A 19,629-nucleotide genomic window follows, 5' to 3' on the forward strand; every position below is an offset into this window, starting at 1 on the left:
AGTGTCTACGATTGGTGTGCCTTCATTTTTCCCCTTTTTATCTCCAAATAAACAGCGGACTGCGCCTAATGGGAGCAGTCCGCTGTTTATTTTACCATTATAGATATTGAGCCAGCCATTTTGTGATGTGCTGCAGCCGTTCAATTCGTAATGCAGGCTTGCCTGTTCTTGAAAGATTATGATCTGATTCAGGAAAACGCACAAACACGGTGGTCTTCTCCTGCCTTTTTAATGCAATGTATAATTGCTCAGCCTGTTCAATTGGACAACGATAATCCTTTTCGCTATGCATAATCAGCAGCGGAGTGTTTATTGTATTAACATAAGCTAAAGGAGAATGCTTCCATAATGTATCAATGTCGTTTAAGTCAGCTTGTATCTGCCATTCACTAAAGTAGTAGCCGATATCACTTACACCGTAAAAGCTGATCCAGTTGCTGATACACCGCTGTGTTACCGCTGCTTTAAACCGATCAGTATGCCCTACAATCCAATTGGTCATAAAACCGCCATAACTTCCGCCAGTCACACCCAGCCGCTCCTGATCGATGAAGTCATATTCCTGGAGTGCATAGTCGACTGCTGCCATTAGATCCTGGTAATCTCCTCCCCCGTAATCGCCTCGAACTGCGTCCACGAATGTTTGACCATACCCATGGCTTCCCCTGGGATTTACATATAATACAACGTAACCCTGCGCTGCCAGCAGCTGCATTTCATGAAAAAATGTATTTGCATACATAGCATGTGGACCACCGTGAATTTCCAGGACCATAGGATACTTTTCACCCTCTGTAAATCCGGGAGGCTTCATTAGCCAGCCTTGGATATTCATATTATCTGCGCTTTCATAGGAAATTGCTTCGGGCTGAACAACTTCAACCTCCTGCAGCCAGTTATCATTTGTATGTGTGACTTGTTTATTTTTACCTGTAGGGACATGAATAATATGAAGATCACCAGGATTTGTATGGGTACTTATTGCTGCAACGACCTGCTGGGATTCACCATGTACATCGTAATCATACATATGATGATCACCGCTAAACGCAGGATAAACCTCACCGTTTACCGACCCGTAATAAAGCGACACACTTCCCTGATCACTGATTATAAAGTAAAAGCTTTCATTGCTTGACCAGATCACATTCTGCAACGATGCCCCCTGATGAACATCAGCCACAACGTAATCTCCAACCGGCGCATCAATCCCCTCCGTAATGCATTGCTGCGTTTTTGAATTGACATCATACACCCACAGCTTTGTATGGGAGGCATTTTCATAGATGCGGTCGCTTGCTGTATAAGCGACTTTTTTTCCATCGGGAGACCATACCGCTCCCCCAGCATAGCCTTCCTTCGTCTCTATTTTTTCCCTTGTTTGATTCTTCAGGTTAAAAAGATAAAGGTCGTTGTTAAATGAATAATCCTTCTTGTCCTCTTGATCATCAGTGGAGTAAGCGATATGCTCTCCATCCGGCGACCAGTCAAAAAGTGTATAGCTTGACTCACCTTCTGTCAGCTGCGTTATGTCCAGAGTAGTTATATTTACAATAGCTATATGCTGTTCTTTTTCATCTACTAAACCCGTTCCATCTGCCTTATATTTCATCGTGTTGATCACGGTTGGCTTTAGTTCATCCTTCTCGTCATCTTCTTTTTCTGTTTTATCTTTTGGAATCGACTCCCCTTTTTTCAACAAAGTCGTGAAGGCGACTCTTTCGCTGCATGGCGCCCAAACCGGATTACCCGCTCCATGCTCCGCATCCGTTATCTGTTTTGCCTCTCCACCTCTTTTAGATAAAAAGTAAAGCTGGTTTTTTCCGCTTTTATTTGAAACAAATAGTATCTTTTCACCATCCGGTGACCACCTTGGGGAAGATACCTTACTCTCTCCAAATGTCCATTGCGTTGTTTCCTCTGTCGCTGCATCCAGATGAAACAGGTTTGATATGTATGAATGTTTCTTAGGATCAATATGTGTTTTCACAAAAATAATTTCCTGTCCGTCCGGTGACCATCTTGGATCGGTTGCTGACTGAATTGAATATAAATCCTCTGCCGTAATAGTACGCTTCTCCTTCACAAATACCCCTCCAACTGGAATAAACTCTTTCGATTATCGAGATAACCATGTTGTTATATTATCAGATTTTTTCGAGAATAATGCAAATAGTAATAAGAAAATAATTCCTGTTGTAAGTTCTAAAATAACTTGTAAAATACTATATAAGAACATACGTTCTTTTTGGAGGAGATTGAAATGACGAGGATTCCAGCAGAGGATCGTGACAAGTTTGAAAATGCTTTTTATCTTCCCATGCTGTTAACGGTCCTGGAAAGAGACCGCCTCATTGTAGAAAAAAGTCCTTTTAAGTTAAATAAGCCTTATTTAGAATTGATTGAAGACACGATGAAAGCTGTGCAGCGGGATCTCACCAAAGTTAAAAGCTATATGCGGGAGAAAGAAATGAAGGTAGTGAAACTTCAGTCCGATGAAGCATTCACCCTTTATTTATTTGTCTATAAAGGGTACGAAGAAAAACATAATTATTTTAACCCCCGTCTTCGAAATCATGTTGAGAATTTACTGCGTTTTTACCTGATTGAGAGGGTAAAGGCCCGGAACCATGGAAAAGCTTATCCTCCTTCTGCAGGCATTTCTTTTTCGTAAATTATTTATGATCCCTTTCAATGCGATTAAGATATTCCAGAAATATTAGTCGGCTTGCCTGGCTTTCTACAGTATACGCAGGTTCTGTCTTTTCACGTATTTCATCAAAATTAAATTGGGTTCTGCAAAAAAGATGCGAGGCTTTCAGATATTGCTGGATAAAGGATTTCCGCGATGTTGGCAGCGTCACTTCTATATTGCCGGAAAGAGTTACTAATGTTGTGTTATTAGCGGAGGATTCATAGCCCCTTAGATGTTGCAGGGAAAGCCAGCGGTTTTGATCGTTGGTATCAGAGTGGGTAGAGAAAAAATATACGCCTGTTACGGGGTCAATCACAATAGGAGGCTTGTGGCGAATATTTGTAAGTGATTTGGTAGAGATTTTACGGCCTTCATAGGATGAAAGAAAATATAAACAGGACTGCTGAATAATTTCCTGAGGAGGATGGTCTGCAATAAACGGCGGAGCATCCTTTTCATATACTTTTGTTTTCTTCTTATATCCTTCCTCGCAAGGCTCCAATAGCATTGTTTGAGAATTAATAATGTAGATTGGGTTTTGCAAATGTGAAAATAATCCGGCTGCACTTTCCATTTAACCACTCCTTTTGTCATGAATATACGAATATTATAAATAAAATATAGGTATTTGTATATATTAAATAACAGAATTTTTAATTACTTTTTTCCTTAATTTATTAACTGGAAATTTATTCTTAAAAGAAAAAAACTTTTGGGTTGAAATTATTCAGATTATTCACTATAATGAAAAAAAGTAGTAGAGGTGATGAAGATGGAAAACAACAAATCGTTCGCAGAGTTTATGAATGAGTCAACCGTCCCTCAAAAACAATCAAGCGAAATGACGATGATGGAGATTTACGTTGACATGGTTCTCAACGAAATACTGGTTAAGCATCGTAAAGAACAGCTTTTAACGGCAATTAATGACGCACTCGATCAAAATGACCAGGATGCGTTCATGAAGTTTTCAGCCGAATTAAATACGTTAGAGGACACACACGGTGTGTAGAATGTGAACCCCCTTCCTTTATTGGATTAAATTACAGGCTAGGGGGTCCAATCGTTAAATCAACAAGTTTGACGCGCACTGCTCCTTATTTTAGTTAAAAAGCGGCATAATTCTATTTATACAATGTATATTCAGGAATTATAAAAACAGTTTTTAAGCCCTGCAAAGTAAAAACTTTGCAGGGCTTTTTTGATGATTATAAGAGAGAGGCTCAGTGATGAATTGATAACTTCATTAAATCGCCATGGATTCAGGGTAGCATTAGATCCCTCATTCATGAATAATAGAGATAGATCATTTATCAGGCAAGGAGATTGAACTATGAACGGATACGAATTAAACAGCACCTTTTTAGCAATAATGGAATGGGGTTTTGTAGCGGCAGTGCTTGCAGTGATCGCTTTTACCATATGGTCAGTTAAAATTGCTCCAAAAATGAAAAGCGCATTTCTTTGGCTCATCGCTCATTTAGTTTTTATGATCGGTGCACATATTTTGTTTTGGATGGGTCTTGGAGATCAGTCAGGTTCTATGACTCCAATCGACAATGTTATTGATCAGATTCATTTTCTCATGGGGGTTGCGGGTCTTTTGTGGATGATGGGAATGCTTTGTCTTGTCCTCTGCATTCAAGTCATTAAAGATACAATTACAGGAAAAAAACATGGTTTACATCACGAATTAAAGAGCGAAGACGGCTAATCCAACAGCCTTCTTCGCTCTTCTTTAGTTGGTAATTGACACTCGTTTTTTCTCCCAAACCAATGAAATCGATTGCGTGCAATAAAGTTATATAAAGTATCCCGTATGGGTCTTGGCACGAAAATTAATAAAGACAGTAAGCGTGCCGGACCGGTTAAGCTTCGGCATATTCGTAAAGCAGCTGTTGATTTGCTCCACATACGGTCATTTTGAACTAATAGTACTGAATCAAGCATGGGATTTACTTTATACGTTCTTCTAAGTTTTTGACCAATCTCTCCCTGCAAAGAAGCAAATTTAAATTTACCGTGCGGGTCCCGCTTCATGATGAATTGAATGCTCCAATTGCAAATATGACAATCACCATCAAACAACACAATAGACGACATATCGATTCCCCCTGCATGAATATGAATATTACTTATCCTGCTTATAAGCGTTTAGCAATCCTCCAAACAGCAATATAAATGCTGTTAAATAAAACCAGACCAACAGCACCATAACAGAACTCAGCTGCCCGTATAATTGCGTATAATTACTGTACCCTACAAAAATAGAAAACCCTTCTGAGATGACCTGCCATCCGATTGTAACGAATAATGCACCGGGAAAAACAGATCTCCACATAAGCCTGCGGCTGGGCAGATACCTGTAGACAGCCCAAAAGAACAGAAGAAGAACTAAAGAACCAATCCCCCATCTTACTGGCCCCCATAACTGTAGCCAGTCTACAGGAACTAAAATTACTTTTTCAGCCCATCTTCGAACAAACTTTTCAATGATTGGTATCAGGATGGTGAGCGGCAGAATAAAAATCAGCCCCACTGTCAGAAAAAAATCACTAAACAGTCCTTTTAAAAAGCTTTGTTTGCGTTTGATGCCATGAGCATCGTTTAACGAGCGGACCAGAGACTGGATTGCCATGGATGATATCCAAAATGTCGACAGCGCGCTTATAGATAGTATCTGCCCTTGTCCAGAATCTAATATAGAAATCAAATTTGTTTCAATTAAATTATACGTGCTCGGTGGAGCATAGGGCTGAATGATGGCGATTAAATCCTTAGAATTGATTGGAAAGAAACTTGCAATGGATACCACCATAAACAAAAAAGGAAATATCGATAACATAAAATAATACGCTGTCTGAGCAGATTGATCATAAAATCCTTCTTTAAAAAATCGTTTTATCGCATATTTAAATCGAGCGATCACGTAATTTTGTCTCCTTTCACCCTGCCTCTGATCCCTTTTTGAAACGGGTTGTCCTAAAAGCACTTATAAAACGAGTAAGTAAAAAGATAATACAACAATTGAGCCCATTACGACAATCATGACGTTCGCTCCTGTCCATGCAATGGCAAAGGCCGCTGCCGTTCCTGCCACACCAAACCAAAGATCTCCTTGACGTATCAGCAGAATTCCCGGAAATATCAATGCTCCTAAAACTGCATACGGAATATTACGCAAAACAGACTGAAAAAAGACCGGCAGTTCAATTCCTTCCAGCAGCGTTAAAGGGAGCATCCGAGGAATATAGGTAACAATCGCCATTCCGATAATTAAAATAAACATAGCCATACTCATATTATTCCCACCTTTTTACGCCCAGCTACCATAATTTCAACCAGGACTGCAGAAATAAGTGTAGAAGCCACAATCGCCCAGCCCGTTTCGAGCACACCCGTAAATGTAAACAGGCAGTTGACCGCAGCTGCAACCAAAGCTAAATAAACAACCTTTGCGCTTTTTTTTAGTGACGGCATTAAGAGCCCTACAAACATAGCGTACAGAGCAATTGACATTGCCGCCTGCAGAAACATTGGAATACTGGCGCCAATTAAATGCCCTGCACCAGAGTTTATCACCCAGCTTCCATAAGCAACCAGCATGACGCCATAAGCAAAAGAAGTTGTAGACTTTCCTTCTCGCGCCGCAATAACCGCAAAAGTTTCATCAGTCAAACCAAAAGCATAAACTGCTTTTTTAGCAAGTGAGTCTTTCTCCATTTTTTCATTTAAAGAAGCAGACATTAAAAAATGGCGTATATTCACAATAAAAGTATTAAAAATAATAATACCGATGCCGATTCCGCTTGCGAGCAATGATAGTGAGATATACTGTGCAGCACCTGCAAACACCATGATGCTCATTAGCACTGTTTCAATAAATGTAAGACCTGTGGTTTTAGCAAGTAACCCAAAGGTAAGTGCTACGGGCAAATAACCGATGGCAATGCTCATCCCTGCCTGCATTCCCCGTATAAATTCTGTCCTTGTTGATGCTTGTACAGCCATTTGCATTAAGAACCACCCCTTTTTTAATAGTTGAAATTGGTTTAGTATAGTAGATATATGTACGTTATAATATATTTATATTATAGTATACAAATATGCGTTATCCACTACAACCCTTGGAGTGAAATAATATGGATGAAATAAAAAAACAATTAGGAGTCAATTTACGGATTCTTCGAAAGAAAAGGGCCTGGACACTTGATCAGGTGGCTCATCATACAGGTGTCAGCAAAGCCATGCTTGGACAAATAGAGCGCGGTGAGTCTAATCCGTCGGTAGGGACTATTTGGAAAATAGCAAATGGGTTAAAGGTGTCATTTTCTTCTTTGTTGGCTGTGCCCTCATCACAGGTCAGCGTTATTAGGGCTGAATCGATCGAAGTACTGGAAGAAGACGACGGAAAATACCGGGTTCTTCCTATTTTTACTTATGACCCCGTCCGTCAGTGGGAATATTTTATGATCGAATTAGATCCAGGGTGTGAATACGTTAGTGAAAGCCACGGTGCGACGGTTGAAGAGTATATAACCGTTACGCGGGGAGAACTCCATATCACAATTCAACAAGAAGAATATAAACTTTCACCAAACGATTCAATACGCTTTAAAGCTGACTCCGTACACAAATACGAAAATAGGGGCACCCATAAAATAACCTGTCAAATGGTTATTCATTACCTGGAAACGTAAAAAGCGGGCTCCAGTTTGATCTGGAGCCCGCTTTTTACGTTATTTCCCTTTAAACTGCGGCTTTCTTTTTTCACCAAAAGCAATTAGCGCTTCTATCCGGTCCTCTGTTGGAATGGTAAGCTCATATGCTTTTCGTTCAATTTGCAGACCCGTATTCAGATCCGCATTCATTCCGGTTTTTATCGCATATTTTGCCTGTAAAAGGGCAACAGGACCATTCGCAAGCATTGCTTCAGCCAGATTGTTCACTTCTTTCCAAAAAGTCTCCTGAGGGGCTGTTCTGGTAACGACTCCCCACTCCTGTGCTTCTGCAGCGGTTAAGCGTTTAGCCGTTAAAATAAGTTCCATTGCTTTGGATTCACCAATTAACCTGGGCAGCCGCTGCGTTCCTCCCGCACCCGGTATAATGGCCAGACTCGTCTCTGTTAAACCCATCATTGCTTTTTCCGTCGCAATCCGAAAGTCACAGGCAAGCGCCAGTTCCATCCCTCCCCCGAACGCATGACCATTCATTGCAGCAATAGTAGGCTGGGGAAGTGCTTCCACCGCACTGAATACCTCTCCTATTTTATTTACATTTCTTCTTACCTGCTGCTCATTTAATGTTTTTCTTTCCTTTAAATCAGCTCCCACACTAAATGCTTTCTCCCCGGCCCCTGTAAACACAACAACCCTTACATCGGGATTAATACGCAGTGATTCCACGATCTGTTCCAGTTCCATTAGTGTATCCCAGTTAAATGCATTCATTGAATCCGGGCGGTTCAGTGTTACAATCGCCAGATGATCTTTTTGTTCAAGCAGAATCTTTTCCATATGTATGTATTCTCCCCTTTATGTCCGTCTTTAATGTAAACCCTTACATTCTAATTATATCATTCTCATGGAAACAGCGCATTACTTCTCCAGTTTAGGCAGCACAACCCGTGGTAAACCCATAGTATGTTGAAACTTTTATTCTATCGAATAAACTGATACTAGTACTTTACCTTACAAGGAGTGATCCCAACGAAACGGGCAGCGTTTTATCGTATATATAAAATTGTATGGATGGCGGCAAAATTTTTTCTCCAAACATACAGATTCCAGAAAAAATATAAAGGCAAATGGAATAAAGAGGTGGAAAAGAAATGGGATGACCTGGCAGCTAAGCAAGCCCGGGAATACAAAAAAACAGCATTAAAACTGGAAGGTCTTATGATTAAACTTGGTCAATTTCTATCTACACGGGCCGATATTATGCCTAAGTCGTTTTTGGCCGAGCTGGAGGGGCTGACAGACCGGGTGCCTGCTGTTCCTTGGGAAAAAGCAAGAAGAGTCATCGAAGAAGAATGGAACACAGACTACAGCACCATTCTTCAGAGAGTATCTGCTGAACCGGCAGCATCTGCATCCATAGGAGATGTGTATAAGGGCTGGCTGCATAATGGTGATGCCGTCGCAATAAAAGTGCAGCGTCCCGGGATTGAATCGATCATACGCACGGATTTTAAAGCAATGAGAATTGTAATCTGGCTTGCTAAACAATTTACCTCGATTGGCAAACAAATGGATTTGGTCTCGTTGTACCATGAAATGACCAAAGTCATTGGTGATGAACTTAATTTTAAGAAAGAACTGGCAAATGGGGTATCGTTTAGTGAAAGATTCAGTCAGACAGATGGTGTTGAAGTACCCTTCTACCATTCCGATTACACCACACACCGTGTATTAGTAATGGAATGGATTGAAGGAGCGAAAATAACCGACCAACCTTTTCTGGAACGGCATAACATTAACCCCAAAAAGCTGGCCAGTCGCATCCTTAATCTTTTTATTCAACAGCTTCTAAACGAAGGCATGTTTCACGCAGACCCCCACAGCGGGAATATTCTGCTAAAAAGTGATGGAACGATTGTACTGATTGATTTTGGCATGGTGGGAATGATTAGCCAAAAGGATGCAGATGCGGTTCAACAGGCTGTAGAGGGCATCATTTTTGAAGACTACGAGCAGGTAGTAAAAGCGCTCGAATCGATGAAGTTTCTTCTCCCGCATGCAGACAAAGAGCTGCTGGCAGAAATCATTGAACGATTAGTCGTTTTTTATAAAAGTAATGAGTGGAAGAACGGGGACAGCCTGTTAATGGAGCAGCTGCTAAATGATATGCAGGATATCGTCAGAAAACAGCCTATTCAGCTGCCAACTGAATTTGCCTTTTTTGGACGTGCAATTTCTATTTTCACCGGAGTAATTTACAGTATCTACACTGAAGCAGACCTTATCGAAATGGCAAGACCAACTGTATTGAATTGGGTAAAAAGCCGAAACGAGGATGAGTCGTTTTCAGACTCTGCCTTTGAATATATTAGACGGTATTTTCAGCCGCTGCTTTCCTACCCAATAAAAATTCAGGAAGTCTTGGATGAACCTCGGCGCTACCGACGCATGCAGCAGGAAAATGATCGGAAAGCCCTGGCTTTGCAGGATCTTGTTACAAAAAGAAGGGATACAGCTTTTCTAACAGCCATCCCCCTTCTGACACTGCATGCCGGCGTGTGGTTTGCGGAGTGGTGGATTGCGGCGGGAGCTGCTTTTCTCGTACTTTTAGGGGGATTGCGTTACAGGGGATTATCAAACAAAATCTTAAATGAACGTAATCATATCTAATAAAAGAAGAATGCCTCACGGGGGCATTCTTCTTTTATCTACACTTGCCTGCTGCGAAAATTAACCGGTTCCCTTTTAATGTGTTTCTTGCACAGCACCTTCGTATTAATGCTTTATTAGGACCCTTGTCTTACCTGATCCCGCAATGCACGGCGAAGAATTTTACCTGTTGTGTTTTTAGGCAGTTCTTCAATAAATTCCACAACAGTTGGAATTTTATATTTGGCCAGCCGCTCTAAGCAGTATGCAAGAAGATCCTCTTCAGTTAAGGAAGCATCTTTTTTTACGACAAAGCATTGTACAGCTTCTCCGTAATTCGGATCCGGCACTCCAACGACCGCTGCTTCCACAATACCTTCATGCGCATATAATACTTCTTCAACCTCTCTTGGATAAACATTATAACCGCCAACTATGATCATGTCCTTTTTACGATCAACGATGAAAAAGTATCCTTCTTCATCTTTTTTGGCTAAATCGCCAGTGTAAAGCCACCCGTCTTTGATTGTCGCTTCTGTTTCTTCCGGCATTTTATAATATCCTTTCATGACATTGGGGCCGCGTACAATTAATTCTCCTACTTCCCCTGCCGGCAATTCTTCGCCGAGTTCATTAACGACTTTATTTTCAATATTGGTAATGGATATTCCGATTGATCCGGCTTTCCGTTCCCGGTCAAGTGGATTAAAGCAGGTTACAGGCGACGCTTCAGACAATCCGTATCCCTCTGACATCCTGACATTAAACTTGTCCTCAAAACTATGTAATAAAGCGACTGGCAGCGATGCACCTCCGGAAATGCACAAACGAATGGATGAAAAGTCTGACGGTTTCGCATCCTCATACTGCAACAGAAAATTGTACATAGTCGGAACACCCGCAAAAACAGTTGCTTTATGTTTTTGTGCTATTTCAAAAACATCCTTTGGACTAAAACGCGGCACAATTAATATAGTACCCCCATTAACTAACGGTGCATTTAAGACGACTGTCAAAGCAAATACATGAAACATAGGCAAAGCCGCTATCACTCTGTCATCTCCCGTAATTGATAAATACGCAGCAGTGTCACTGGCATTGGAATAAACATTGCGATGTGTCAGCATGGCCCCTTTTGGTTTTCCTGTCGTACCGGAAGTGTATAGAATGATCGCAATGTCCTCTTCTGCAAGCTTAGGTCCTTCAAATAAAGCAGAATGAGGGGTAATCGCTTCTGTAAAACTGATGATCTTCCGTTTAATGCTGACATCTAATGAATTTAGTTTTTCAGGCGTCTCGGGGCTGGTTTCACAAAGTATGTACTGCTGAACATCAGGCAGTGCCTCCTGCGCTTTTTCCACTAACGGCAGCAACAGATCCAATGCTACTACTACTTTTACGTCCCCATCACGTAAAATATAGACAATTTCATCTGGAGAATAAATAGGATTAATCGGTATGGCAGTTGCCCCCACCCGAAGTGCAGCATAAAGCGTAATGACGAAGTGGGGTGAATTCCCAAGCAGCAGACCAACATGATCCCCTTTTTTCACACCCATGGCCTGCAGACTGTTGGCCATTTTGTTAACTGCATCATTTAATTCCCCATAAGAAGAAGACTGATCTAAAAACACATAAGCCGTTTTGTCTGCATTAGCCGCGGCAGTCTCTTTTAATCGATCTGATAAATTCATATGTACATCCCCTTTGATGTAATTTATGAATGATCATTCATTCATATTTGTTATAAAAAAATAGTAAAGAATATTCTAACTAATTATATCCAACTCTTAATCTATTATCAAGAGAGCGTTTTCATTTCGAATTTTTGTCCTTTATATCCATTATGATAAACATAGCTGCGCTAATTAAACTCACCACATATCCAATCATTATATTATGTCCTAGCCAGTTAAAAACTGGACCAGTCAGAACCAATGCAAGCACGATCCATTTCAACATCAACTTTTCCCCCTACCCTGAAAAAAAAGCTGATGTACACGACATCAGCTTAATGTGAAGATAAACGATTACAGATTAGAAAATTAATAAAGTAAATCAATAAATTCCTCTTTCTCAATTCGTCCGAAATAATGCTTCATCTCTACATCTTTGAGCGCTTCTTCAATAAGCTCTCTTTCGTACCGTAGACCGGTTAATTTATTTTCAATTTCTTCTACGTCACCTACCCCAAAGAAATCGCCATAAATTTTACAGTTTTGAATTTTCCCTTTGTCGACATCTAGTCGAACGTCCACGTTTCCTACAGGAAAACGGTGTGAATGCTGCAAATTAAATTTTGGTGATTTTCCGTAATTCCATTCCCATTCCTGATAACGTTCTTTTGAAAGCGCATGGATATTTTCCCAGTCTTCTTCTGTCAGCACATACTCTTCAATATGTTCACTTCCGCCAAAAATATGGCTTAAAATAAGCTGTTTAAATTCTTCGATTGTCACTTTTTCATCCATGAACTCAGAAATATTTGCTACACGGCTTCTGATTGATTTAATACCCTTTGATTCAATTTTGTCTTTACGCACTTTCAACGCGGAAACAACGTGGTCGATTTCAGAATCAAACATCAGCGTGCCATGACTGAACATCCGGCCTTTGGTTGAGAATTGAGCATTTCCTGAAATCTTTCTCTCTCCAACAAGCAAATCATTACGGCCTTTTAATTCTGCCGGTACTCCTATTTGGTGAAGGGCTTCTACAACAGGCTCTGTGAATTTTTTGAAGTTATGAAAGCTGTCTCCGTCATCTTTGGTGATAAAGCTGAAATTCAGATTTCCAAAATCATGATAAACAGCTCCGCCTCCTGAAAGCCTGCGGACAACCTTTATATTGTTTTTCTCTACATAATCAGTGTTTATTTCTTCAATTGTGTTTTGATTCTTGCCAATGATGATTGAAGGCTGATTAATATAAAACAATAAATAATCTTCATTAATATTCAGCTTTTTTAACGCATACTCTTCAATGGCCAGGTTAATTTGCGGATCAGTTATTCCTTTATTATCGATGTACAACATTTGGTGCTCCCCCTTGAGTATAGGTAATAGTCAGACCTGATGAAGCAAGCAGCACCTCACCGGAATAGGTTTCTTTTGCTTCCTCAGCCAGTTGATTCAAATCCCCAAAATGAGGAAGATGACTAAGCAATAGCATCTTAACATTGGCAGACTGTGCAATGGCGGCTGCATCTTCACTAGTCATATGTCCTGCTTGAGCCGCATTCATCCCCTTGTAAAAATTGCATTCAGAAATTAATAAATCAGCTCCTTGAGCAAATGAAATAAACGATTCCTGATAAGCTGAATCAGCTGTGAAAACCAGCTTCGCTGTATCACTTTCCACTTTTATTGCATAACAGGGCACAGGATGGATCGTCTTAAGAAATGTTAAGTAAAAGGGTCCCAGCTGTAAAACTTCGTTAGGATTATAGGCGTTTTTGGACATTAAATCTTTATATTCAAGCGCGTTAAATCCAGCTTGATCTTCAATATGGCCAAATGCTTGAACATGGAATCGCTTTTCCTGTAAAAAGTGCTGAATAAGCAGCGCATGCTGGAGCACACCTATATCCGCTGTATGATCAGGATGGTAATGAGAAATCACAACAGCATCTAATTCTTCAGGAGCAAGATATCGCTGGATTTGGCTGAGGACTCCGCTGCCGCAATCAATTAATAGACTGAAGCCATCCTGCTCTACCAGATAACCCGTGCTTGCCTCATTAACTTTGGGATATCCTCCCCAAAAGCCCACTACTGTAACCTTCACTGCGTGTTCCTCCTTCATCCGGCTGACTTTTTCGCTACTAATACTATACTTCATTTGAACTATTTTTTCATTAATGAGCAATTAGCTGTTTAAAAGCCTTGACGAAAGTACAACTGTTATAATACACTACATTATATAATAATTAGTTGTATAACAGCTAATCGGAAAGGGATGAGATGGATGCTTGAAAACGTAATGGAATTTTTCAGAAACCTGCCGCCCAAAAAATGTGTCTCTTGTGGAGAAAAAATGGAAGAACAAGCCGAAGCTTACGGTACTACATGTGATAAATGCAAGGCATCACATTAATAAACTCATATACTAGGAATAACCCTCACTGCATCTGTGCCGTGAGGGTTTTTTATATTTGTTTTTAATCAACATCTATTCAGGATCGGGTGGATCGCTATGCCTGGTGAAAAAGTATGTTTTTTAAAAATTTTTTTCTACTATTAAATTATTACAATCTTTTTAAAAAATAGTCTTTTTATGAAAGTTTCGCTTACATCATTTTTTCTATTGCCTCCTACACTTTTATTATGTAAATTAGTCAAGTATGTTTATAGGAGGTAATCGAATTATGAGTCAACATCAAGCTGGTCAACGTGTTCAAATTACAACAGCGGACCCTTCCGCTATCGGGTTATTTGGTCTGGCAATGGTAACCCTTGTGGCATCTTCAGCAAAGCTGGGATGGACAGATGGCGTATCCTTTGTTATACCCTGGGCTATTTTTCTCGGAGGATTTGCTCAGTTATTTGCAAGTATACAAGACGCAAAACATAATAATACATTTGGCACCACTGCTTTTGGTGCGTTTGGATTGTTTTGGCTTGGAATAGGCACATCGTGGTTAATCGAGTATGGCGTCTTCGGGGAAGCTGCAGCAGCTGCTGCTGATCCAAATCAGCTGGGTATAGCCTATGTCGGCTATCTGATCTTCAGTCTATTCATGACTGTAGCTGCGATGGAAACAAACAAAGTCCTATTCTTTATATTTGTTCTAATTGATTTCTTATTTATCGGCCTGGCATTTTCCACGTTGGGAATTGCACCGGAAGCTATGCATTTATTGGCGGCCATCGCTGAACTGCTTATTGCTGTTTTCAGTTTCTATGGTTCTGCAGCAAATGTGTTAAACACTCATTTTGGTAAAATCACACTTCCTATTGGAAAGCCATTTGGCATCTTTAAATAAGCATAGTTGCAAAATTTCTTTTCGCGGTGCCTGTTTGTTATGGCACCGCTTTTTTTATAAACCCCTGTTAGTATCCCTCTGTATCATTGGTCTGCCACATGGACAGGAGCTGAAAGTGTGAAACTCCGGGCTGCTGCGGTGTGGAGCCCGCCACAAACCAGGATACCGCTTAACACCTTCACGTTTACAAAGACTATAACAAAAAAAGAACACAAGAGCTTAGCTCTTATGTCCTTTCATTAGATGTATGATAGCCTTTGCTGCTGCACTTTCCCCCTGATCGATGCAATCAGGAAGACCGATTCCATCATAAGATCCTCCAGCAAGATACACGCCTGGAAAGTTAGATTCTAATTCTGCCCGCACTTTAGCGAGCCGCTGCTTATGGCCCACCGTATATTGAGGCATCGCTTTTTTCCATCTGGTTACAATCGTGAAATCCGGTTTAGCCGAAACTCCCATAATATTATTTAAATCATTCAGCACAATCTCTTCTATTTGATCATCAGCCAGGTCAACGACTGCTTCATCACCTGAACGTCCTACATAACATCTTAAGAGCACTTTCCCTTCAGGAGTGGTATGAGGCCACTTATTATGCGTCCAGGTGCAGGCAGTGATTGTATAATCGCTGTTTCTTGAAACAACAAACCCAGTTCCATCCGGCACTCCGGTTACAGCCTCTTGCGGGAAAGCCATTGCTACTGTCGCAACAGAAGTAGCTGGAACATCTTTAAACTCAGTAAGGATATGTTGTTTTTGAAAGATCGATGATGCAACAAAATGAGGGACTGAAAAAATGATGCTGTCTGCTTCGAGCGTTTCTCCGCTATTCATTTTGAGAGAGTAGCGATGAGGTCCCTGAGCGTTTTCTTCAATACTTTCAACCTTTACACCCTTGAGAATGGACGTTTGATCCAGATGCTCTTCCAATGTATCAATTAGGGATTGCAGTCCTGAAGTCAGCGTCAAAAATAAGCTTTTTTTACGTGTTGGACCCAGCTGCTTTTTCGGCTGTGCTGCAGACGGATTCGTTTTTTTAATGCCTGAAATCAGACTTCTGTGATCCTGCTCCATCTTATGGAACTGAGGAAATGTCGACATTAAGCTTAGCTGATCAATGTCGCCGGCATAAATGCCTGAAAGCAGCGGTTCGATTAAGTTTTCCACTACCTCATTGCCCAGCCGGCGTCTGAAAAATCCACCAAGCGACTGGTCTCCCCGCTCCTTAGACCGCGGTAAAACGAAGTCTGCTCCTGCTCTCAGCTTACCTGTCATCGAAACAAGATCTGTTGTCATAAACGGTTTAATTTGAGTAGGAATCCCCATGATGGCTCCGCCCGGCATTGGGTGAAGCTTGTCATTCATCAAGATAAAAGATTGGCCGGTGGAATTTGGAACAAGACGATCAGCAAGACCTACTTCTTTGATGAGACGGGCCATACTTTCCTTGCGTTCCAAAAAGGAATCCGGTCCCTTTTCAATCACGAATCCTTCTTTTTGGGCAGTTTGAATTTTACCGCCTAGGCGGTGACTTGATTCAACAAGAGTTATGTCTAAGTCCAGCTTTTCGTGCCGGCTTTTTTTTTGAATGGTATATGCTGCTGTCAGGCCTGTTATTCCGCCTCCAACAACGACAATCTTCTGTTTGAATGAAGACACTTTACTCATCACTTTCTATTCCTAGTATCGTATTACTTAATATGCTTTAAGACTTTATCTGCCATTGCATCAATAAAAAGCGGCTGAGTGTTAGGCATTTCAGGGCGATAGTACCCTGCACCGATATCATCGGTTACTACTTTGCACTCATAGTCATTATCGTATAAGACTTCCAGATGATCAGAAACAAAACCAACCGGTGTATAAACAAATGTCTCGTACCCTTTTTCTTCATGCAGCGTTCGGGTTAAATCCTGAACATCCGGACCTAACCATGGATCAGGTGTGTTCCCTTCACTTTGCCAGCCAATTTCATAATTTTGCACATCAGCCTGCTCTGCAATTAAATCAGCCGTTTCCTTTAATTGTTCCGGGTAAGGATCCCCGCCGGCCAAGATCTTTTCCGGCAAACTATGGGCAGATACAATTAAGACAGCTTTTTCACGCTGTTCCACACTCATATCATCAAATACAGCCTGTACTTTTTCTGACCAGTATTGAATAAATTTCGGCTCATCATACCAGCTTTCAATGGATGTAATAACCGGTCCGCCGATTTTTTCAGCCATTTCTTTTGCACGGCCGTTATAGGATTTTACGCTGTAAGTGGAAAAGTGCGGTGCAAGAACAATGGAGACGGCTTCTTCAATTCCATCTTTATGCATTTGCTCCACAGCATCTTCAACAAAAGGCTCAATATGCTTTAAGCCAAGATACATAACAAATTCTACTTCATCCTGCACTTCGTTTAATCGTTTGGTAAGGGCATTTGCCTGATCCTGTGTAATTCTTGCAAGAGGAGAAATACCTCCAATTGCTTCATATCTTGAACGAAGATCCTCCAGGAGCTCTGGAGACGGCTTGCGGCCTCTCCGGATATGAGTATAATAACGTTCCAGGTCTTCTTCTGAATAAGGCGTTCCGTATGCCATTACAAGCAAACCCATTTTCTTTTTAGACATGATTGTTTCACCTCGTGAAATTAATAGTAGCTTCTAATATTTATCATGTTAAGTTTGATAAGTTAACTAATTAAGCTTCATTAATATGCTTATCTTTGTGTATAGTCATGTACAAACGCAGTTAAACGCTTTAACGTTTCAGGCTTTACTTCAGGGAATACGCCGTGACCCAAATTAAAAATATGGCCCGGGTGCATCATGCCCTGTTCAAGAATCGGCTTTACATGGCCTTCAATAATTGACCAGTCGCACAGGAGCAAAGATGGATCAAGATTGCCTTGCAGTGCTTTCGTCAATCCTTTTTCACGTGCCTCCTGAATGGATAACCGCCAGTCCAAACCGACTACGTCTACTGGCAGGCGATGCCATTCTTCTGCTAAATGGCTGGCACCAACACCATGCATAATCAGCGGGACACCTTCACTACGAAGAGAAGTAAAAATCTTATCCATCGCTGGTTTAATGTAATAGCGGTAATCTGTTACATTCAGCGTACCAACCCACGAGTCAAAGATCTGTATTGTTCCTGCTCCGGCAGCAATTTGAGCTTTTGTATACCGAATCGTCATCTCAGCTAATTTATCCATTAAAGCAAACCATGCTTTTGATTCCTGGTACATAAATGCTTTTGTTTTATGGTAGTTTTTTGAAGGACCGCCTTCAATCATATAACTTGCAAGTGTAAAAGGAGCACCCCCAAAACCGATTAACGGCACAGAAAGCTGCTCTTTTGTTAATAATCGAATCGTATCAAGCACGTAGGGAATGTCTTCTTCCGGCTCAATCATACCCAGTCTTTCGACATCCTGAACAGAACGAATTGGGTTATCAATTACAGGACCGATTCCAGACTTTATTTCAACATTTACACCCATCGCAGGAAGGGGCGTCATAATATCTTTATATAATACAGCAGCATCAACATTGTAGTTTTCTACAGGCAGCCTCGTCACATAAGCACAAAGCTCAGGCTGATGAGTAATTTCGAACAAAGAGTACTTTTCCTTTATTTTGCGATATTCAGGCTGAGAACGGCCAGCTTGCCGCATATACCAAACTGGTGTATGGGACACCTCTTCTCCTCGTGCTGCGCGCAAAAATGTATCATTAAATGCTTTCATAGATTCAAACATCCACCTTTCGACCTCGTACCGTTTATTTTAGCTAAAACGCCTGCTGTTGTCTGTGTTCACAACTCACAGTTCCGCTCCATTTTCCTCACTATTTCTCACTATATCCCTTTTCCAGAAGGCTGTATAGCAAACAAAAAGAAATGTCATAAAATCGACTCTTTTTATTTTCGCTTTGTTTAGCGTGCTGCAAATATCAACAACTGAGTTTGGAATGAGTTTTTATTTTAATAAGTCCCTTAACTGGATTACGTGACAAATCTTATGGGTGAATTTAAACTAAGAAAAAGGGGGTAATAAATATGAACATTTTTATGACATCCGGTACACCTGATTTTTTACATAAGCTTATTGATAAAAATCCGGGTGAAACCTTAATTCAACTGCAGGGTGATGATACTTCCCTGTTAATTCATGAAACAGCAGGCAGTTCTATCTTCACTCAGCCAAGAAGTTATGAGGTCTTTGAGCAATCGGGCATGTTAACAAATGAAGGGTATTTTGTTTTTAATAACATTCCTGTGTCAGATGAAGGACGTCCCGTTTTTGAAGACCGGTTTAAAAGCCGGGCTGGATTGATTGATAAGGAGCCGGGTTTTATTGCTATTCGCGTCCTGCGCCCGCTAAATTCAGACACATATGTTGTACTGACCCAATGGGACAATGAAAAATCATTTCAAGACTGGCAAAGTTCACAAGCCTATAACAAAGCCCATGAAAAACGAGGCACAAGTCAGGGGCTGGATCATCAAAAGACAATGTTTCCCCGTTCATCTTTTGTCACAAAATACATCGGACAGCCCGAAGAATAAAAATAAAGCCAGCCTGTCCAGCAGGCTGGCTTTATTCTGTTTCCCCCATTAATTCC

The 19,629-nt window shown here is 40.8% G+C and carries 21 protein-coding genes; 8 read left to right on the forward strand and 13 right to left on the reverse strand.

The genetic code is table 11. The features are described from left to right. Positions 1–97 precede the first annotated feature (97 nt). Entirely contained in the window at positions 98–2,086 is a 1,989-nt protein-coding gene (locus E2R51_RS06545; protein WP_133376192.1) for a S9 family peptidase, read from the reverse strand. A gap of 177 nt (positions 2,087–2,263) precedes the next feature. On the opposite strand from E2R51_RS06545, the gene E2R51_RS06550 reads away from it, so the two are divergent. After that, complete coding sequence (locus E2R51_RS06550; RefSeq protein WP_133376193.1) at positions 2,264–2,674, forward strand: YhjD family protein; 411 nt, start codon at positions 2,264–2,266, stop codon at positions 2,672–2,674. 1 nt (position 2,675) lies between these two features. Here the strand turns inward: E2R51_RS06550 and E2R51_RS06555 are convergent, their stop codons facing one another. Then, entirely contained in the window at positions 2,676–3,269 is a 594-nt protein-coding gene (locus tag E2R51_RS06555; RefSeq protein ID WP_133376194.1) for a competence protein ComK, read from the reverse strand. 198 nt (positions 3,270–3,467) lie between these two features. Between E2R51_RS06555 and E2R51_RS06560 the strand changes: the two genes are divergently transcribed. Together E2R51_RS06560 and E2R51_RS06565 are read left to right on the forward strand one after the other, a co-directional pair. After that, entirely contained in the window at positions 3,468–3,707 is a 240-nt protein-coding gene (locus tag E2R51_RS06560) for an IDEAL domain-containing protein (RefSeq protein WP_165967153.1), read from the forward strand. Between the two features lie 321 nt (positions 3,708–4,028). Beyond that, positions 4,029–4,409 carry a hypothetical protein gene (locus E2R51_RS06565; protein ID WP_133376196.1) on the forward strand — a complete coding sequence of 127 codons (381 nt, stop codon included), beginning with the start codon at positions 4,029–4,031 and terminating at the stop codon, positions 4,407–4,409. Here E2R51_RS06565 and E2R51_RS06570 read toward each other — a convergent pair. The 4 genes from E2R51_RS06570 to E2R51_RS06585 all read right to left on the reverse strand — a co-directional run bounded on the left by E2R51_RS06570 (position 4,406) and on the right by E2R51_RS06585 (position 6,712). Next, positions 4,406–4,798: a thiol-disulfide oxidoreductase DCC family protein gene (locus tag E2R51_RS06570; RefSeq protein ID WP_133376197.1), complete on the reverse strand. Its 393-nt coding sequence runs from the start codon at positions 4,796–4,798 to the stop codon at positions 4,406–4,408. The two genes, E2R51_RS06565 and E2R51_RS06570, sit on opposite strands and share 4 nt — an antisense overlap. A gap of 28 nt (positions 4,799–4,826) precedes the next feature. Beyond that, the gene (locus E2R51_RS06575; RefSeq protein WP_133376198.1) at positions 4,827–5,624 is read right to left on the reverse strand and encodes a YihY/virulence factor BrkB family protein; all 798 of its coding nucleotides are present in this window, start codon (positions 5,622–5,624) and stop codon (positions 4,827–4,829) included. A 63-nt stretch (positions 5,625–5,687) separates the two neighbouring features. Then, positions 5,688–5,996, reverse strand: coding sequence for an AzlD domain-containing protein (locus E2R51_RS06580; RefSeq protein WP_133376199.1), 309 nt, complete (start codon positions 5,994–5,996; stop codon positions 5,688–5,690). After that, entirely contained in the window at positions 5,993–6,712 is a 720-nt protein-coding gene (locus E2R51_RS06585) for an AzlC family ABC transporter permease (RefSeq protein WP_133376200.1), read from the reverse strand. Before E2R51_RS06585 ends, E2R51_RS06580 begins: the two co-directional genes overlap by 4 nt. Positions 6,713–6,837: 125 nt before the next feature. Here E2R51_RS06585 and E2R51_RS06590 point away from each other — a divergent pair, with 125 nt between their 5' ends. Beyond that, positions 6,838–7,395, forward strand: coding sequence for a helix-turn-helix domain-containing protein (locus E2R51_RS06590; protein WP_133376201.1), 558 nt, complete (start codon positions 6,838–6,840; stop codon positions 7,393–7,395). A 39-nt stretch (positions 7,396–7,434) separates the two neighbouring features. On the opposite strand, the gene E2R51_RS06595 is transcribed toward E2R51_RS06590, so the two are convergent. Further along, a complete protein-coding gene (locus E2R51_RS06595; RefSeq protein WP_133376202.1) occupies positions 7,435–8,211 on the reverse strand; it encodes an enoyl-CoA hydratase-related protein in 777 nt (258 codons plus the stop codon). Between the two features lie 303 nt (positions 8,212–8,514). On the opposite strand from E2R51_RS06595, the gene E2R51_RS06600 reads away from it, so the two are divergent. Continuing rightward, the gene (locus E2R51_RS06600; protein ID WP_165967154.1) at positions 8,515–10,044 is read left to right on the forward strand and encodes an ABC1 kinase family protein; all 1,530 of its coding nucleotides are present in this window, start codon (positions 8,515–8,517) and stop codon (positions 10,042–10,044) included. Positions 10,045–10,160: 116 nt separating this feature from the next. Here E2R51_RS06600 and E2R51_RS06605 read toward each other — a convergent pair whose 3' ends face one another. The 3 genes from E2R51_RS06605 to E2R51_RS06615 form a co-directional block, all read right to left on the reverse strand. Then, on the reverse strand, positions 10,161–11,717 hold the full coding sequence (locus E2R51_RS06605) for a fatty acid--CoA ligase family protein (protein WP_133376204.1): 1,557 nt from the start codon (positions 11,715–11,717) through the stop codon (positions 10,161–10,163). 351 nt (positions 11,718–12,068) lie between these two features. After that, entirely contained in the window at positions 12,069–13,058 is a 990-nt protein-coding gene (lplA, locus tag E2R51_RS06610; RefSeq protein WP_133376205.1) for a lipoate--protein ligase, read from the reverse strand. Beyond that, positions 13,042–13,809, reverse strand: coding sequence for an MBL fold metallo-hydrolase (locus tag E2R51_RS06615; protein WP_133376206.1), 768 nt, complete (start codon positions 13,807–13,809; stop codon positions 13,042–13,044). Before E2R51_RS06615 ends, lplA begins: the two co-directional genes overlap by 17 nt. Positions 13,810–13,989: 180 nt before the next feature. Between E2R51_RS06615 and yhfH the strand changes: the two genes are divergently transcribed. Together yhfH and E2R51_RS06625 are read left to right on the forward strand one after the other, a co-directional pair. Then, complete coding sequence (gene yhfH, locus E2R51_RS06620) at positions 13,990–14,118, forward strand: protein YhfH (protein ID WP_133376207.1); 129 nt, start codon at positions 13,990–13,992, stop codon at positions 14,116–14,118. Between the two features lie 271 nt (positions 14,119–14,389). Next, complete coding sequence (locus E2R51_RS06625; protein WP_133376208.1) at positions 14,390–15,007, forward strand: acetate uptake transporter; 618 nt, start codon at positions 14,390–14,392, stop codon at positions 15,005–15,007. Between the two features lie 219 nt (positions 15,008–15,226). On the opposite strand, the gene hemY is transcribed toward E2R51_RS06625, so the two are convergent. The 3 genes from hemY to hemE form a co-directional block, all read right to left on the reverse strand. Beyond that, the gene (hemY, locus tag E2R51_RS06630; RefSeq protein WP_133376363.1) at positions 15,227–16,669 is read right to left on the reverse strand and encodes a protoporphyrinogen oxidase; all 1,443 of its coding nucleotides are present in this window, start codon (positions 16,667–16,669) and stop codon (positions 15,227–15,229) included. 32 nt (positions 16,670–16,701) lie between these two features. After that, entirely contained in the window at positions 16,702–17,631 is a 930-nt protein-coding gene (gene hemH / locus E2R51_RS06635; protein ID WP_133376209.1) for a ferrochelatase, read from the reverse strand. Positions 17,632–17,720: 89 nt separating this feature from the next. Next, on the reverse strand, positions 17,721–18,752 hold the full coding sequence (gene hemE, locus E2R51_RS06640) for a uroporphyrinogen decarboxylase (RefSeq protein ID WP_133376364.1): 1,032 nt from the start codon (positions 18,750–18,752) through the stop codon (positions 17,721–17,723). Positions 18,753–19,063: 311 nt separating this feature from the next. Here hemE and E2R51_RS06645 point away from each other — a divergent pair, with 311 nt between their 5' ends. Then, positions 19,064–19,573: an antibiotic biosynthesis monooxygenase family protein gene (locus tag E2R51_RS06645; protein WP_133376210.1), complete on the forward strand. Its 510-nt coding sequence runs from the start codon at positions 19,064–19,066 to the stop codon at positions 19,571–19,573. The last annotated feature ends 56 nt before the right edge of the window (positions 19,574–19,629 follow it).

Source organism: Jeotgalibacillus sp. S-D1 (assembly GCF_004358665.1).
Classification (GTDB): domain Bacteria; phylum Bacillota; class Bacilli; order Bacillales; family Jeotgalibacillaceae; genus Jeotgalibacillus.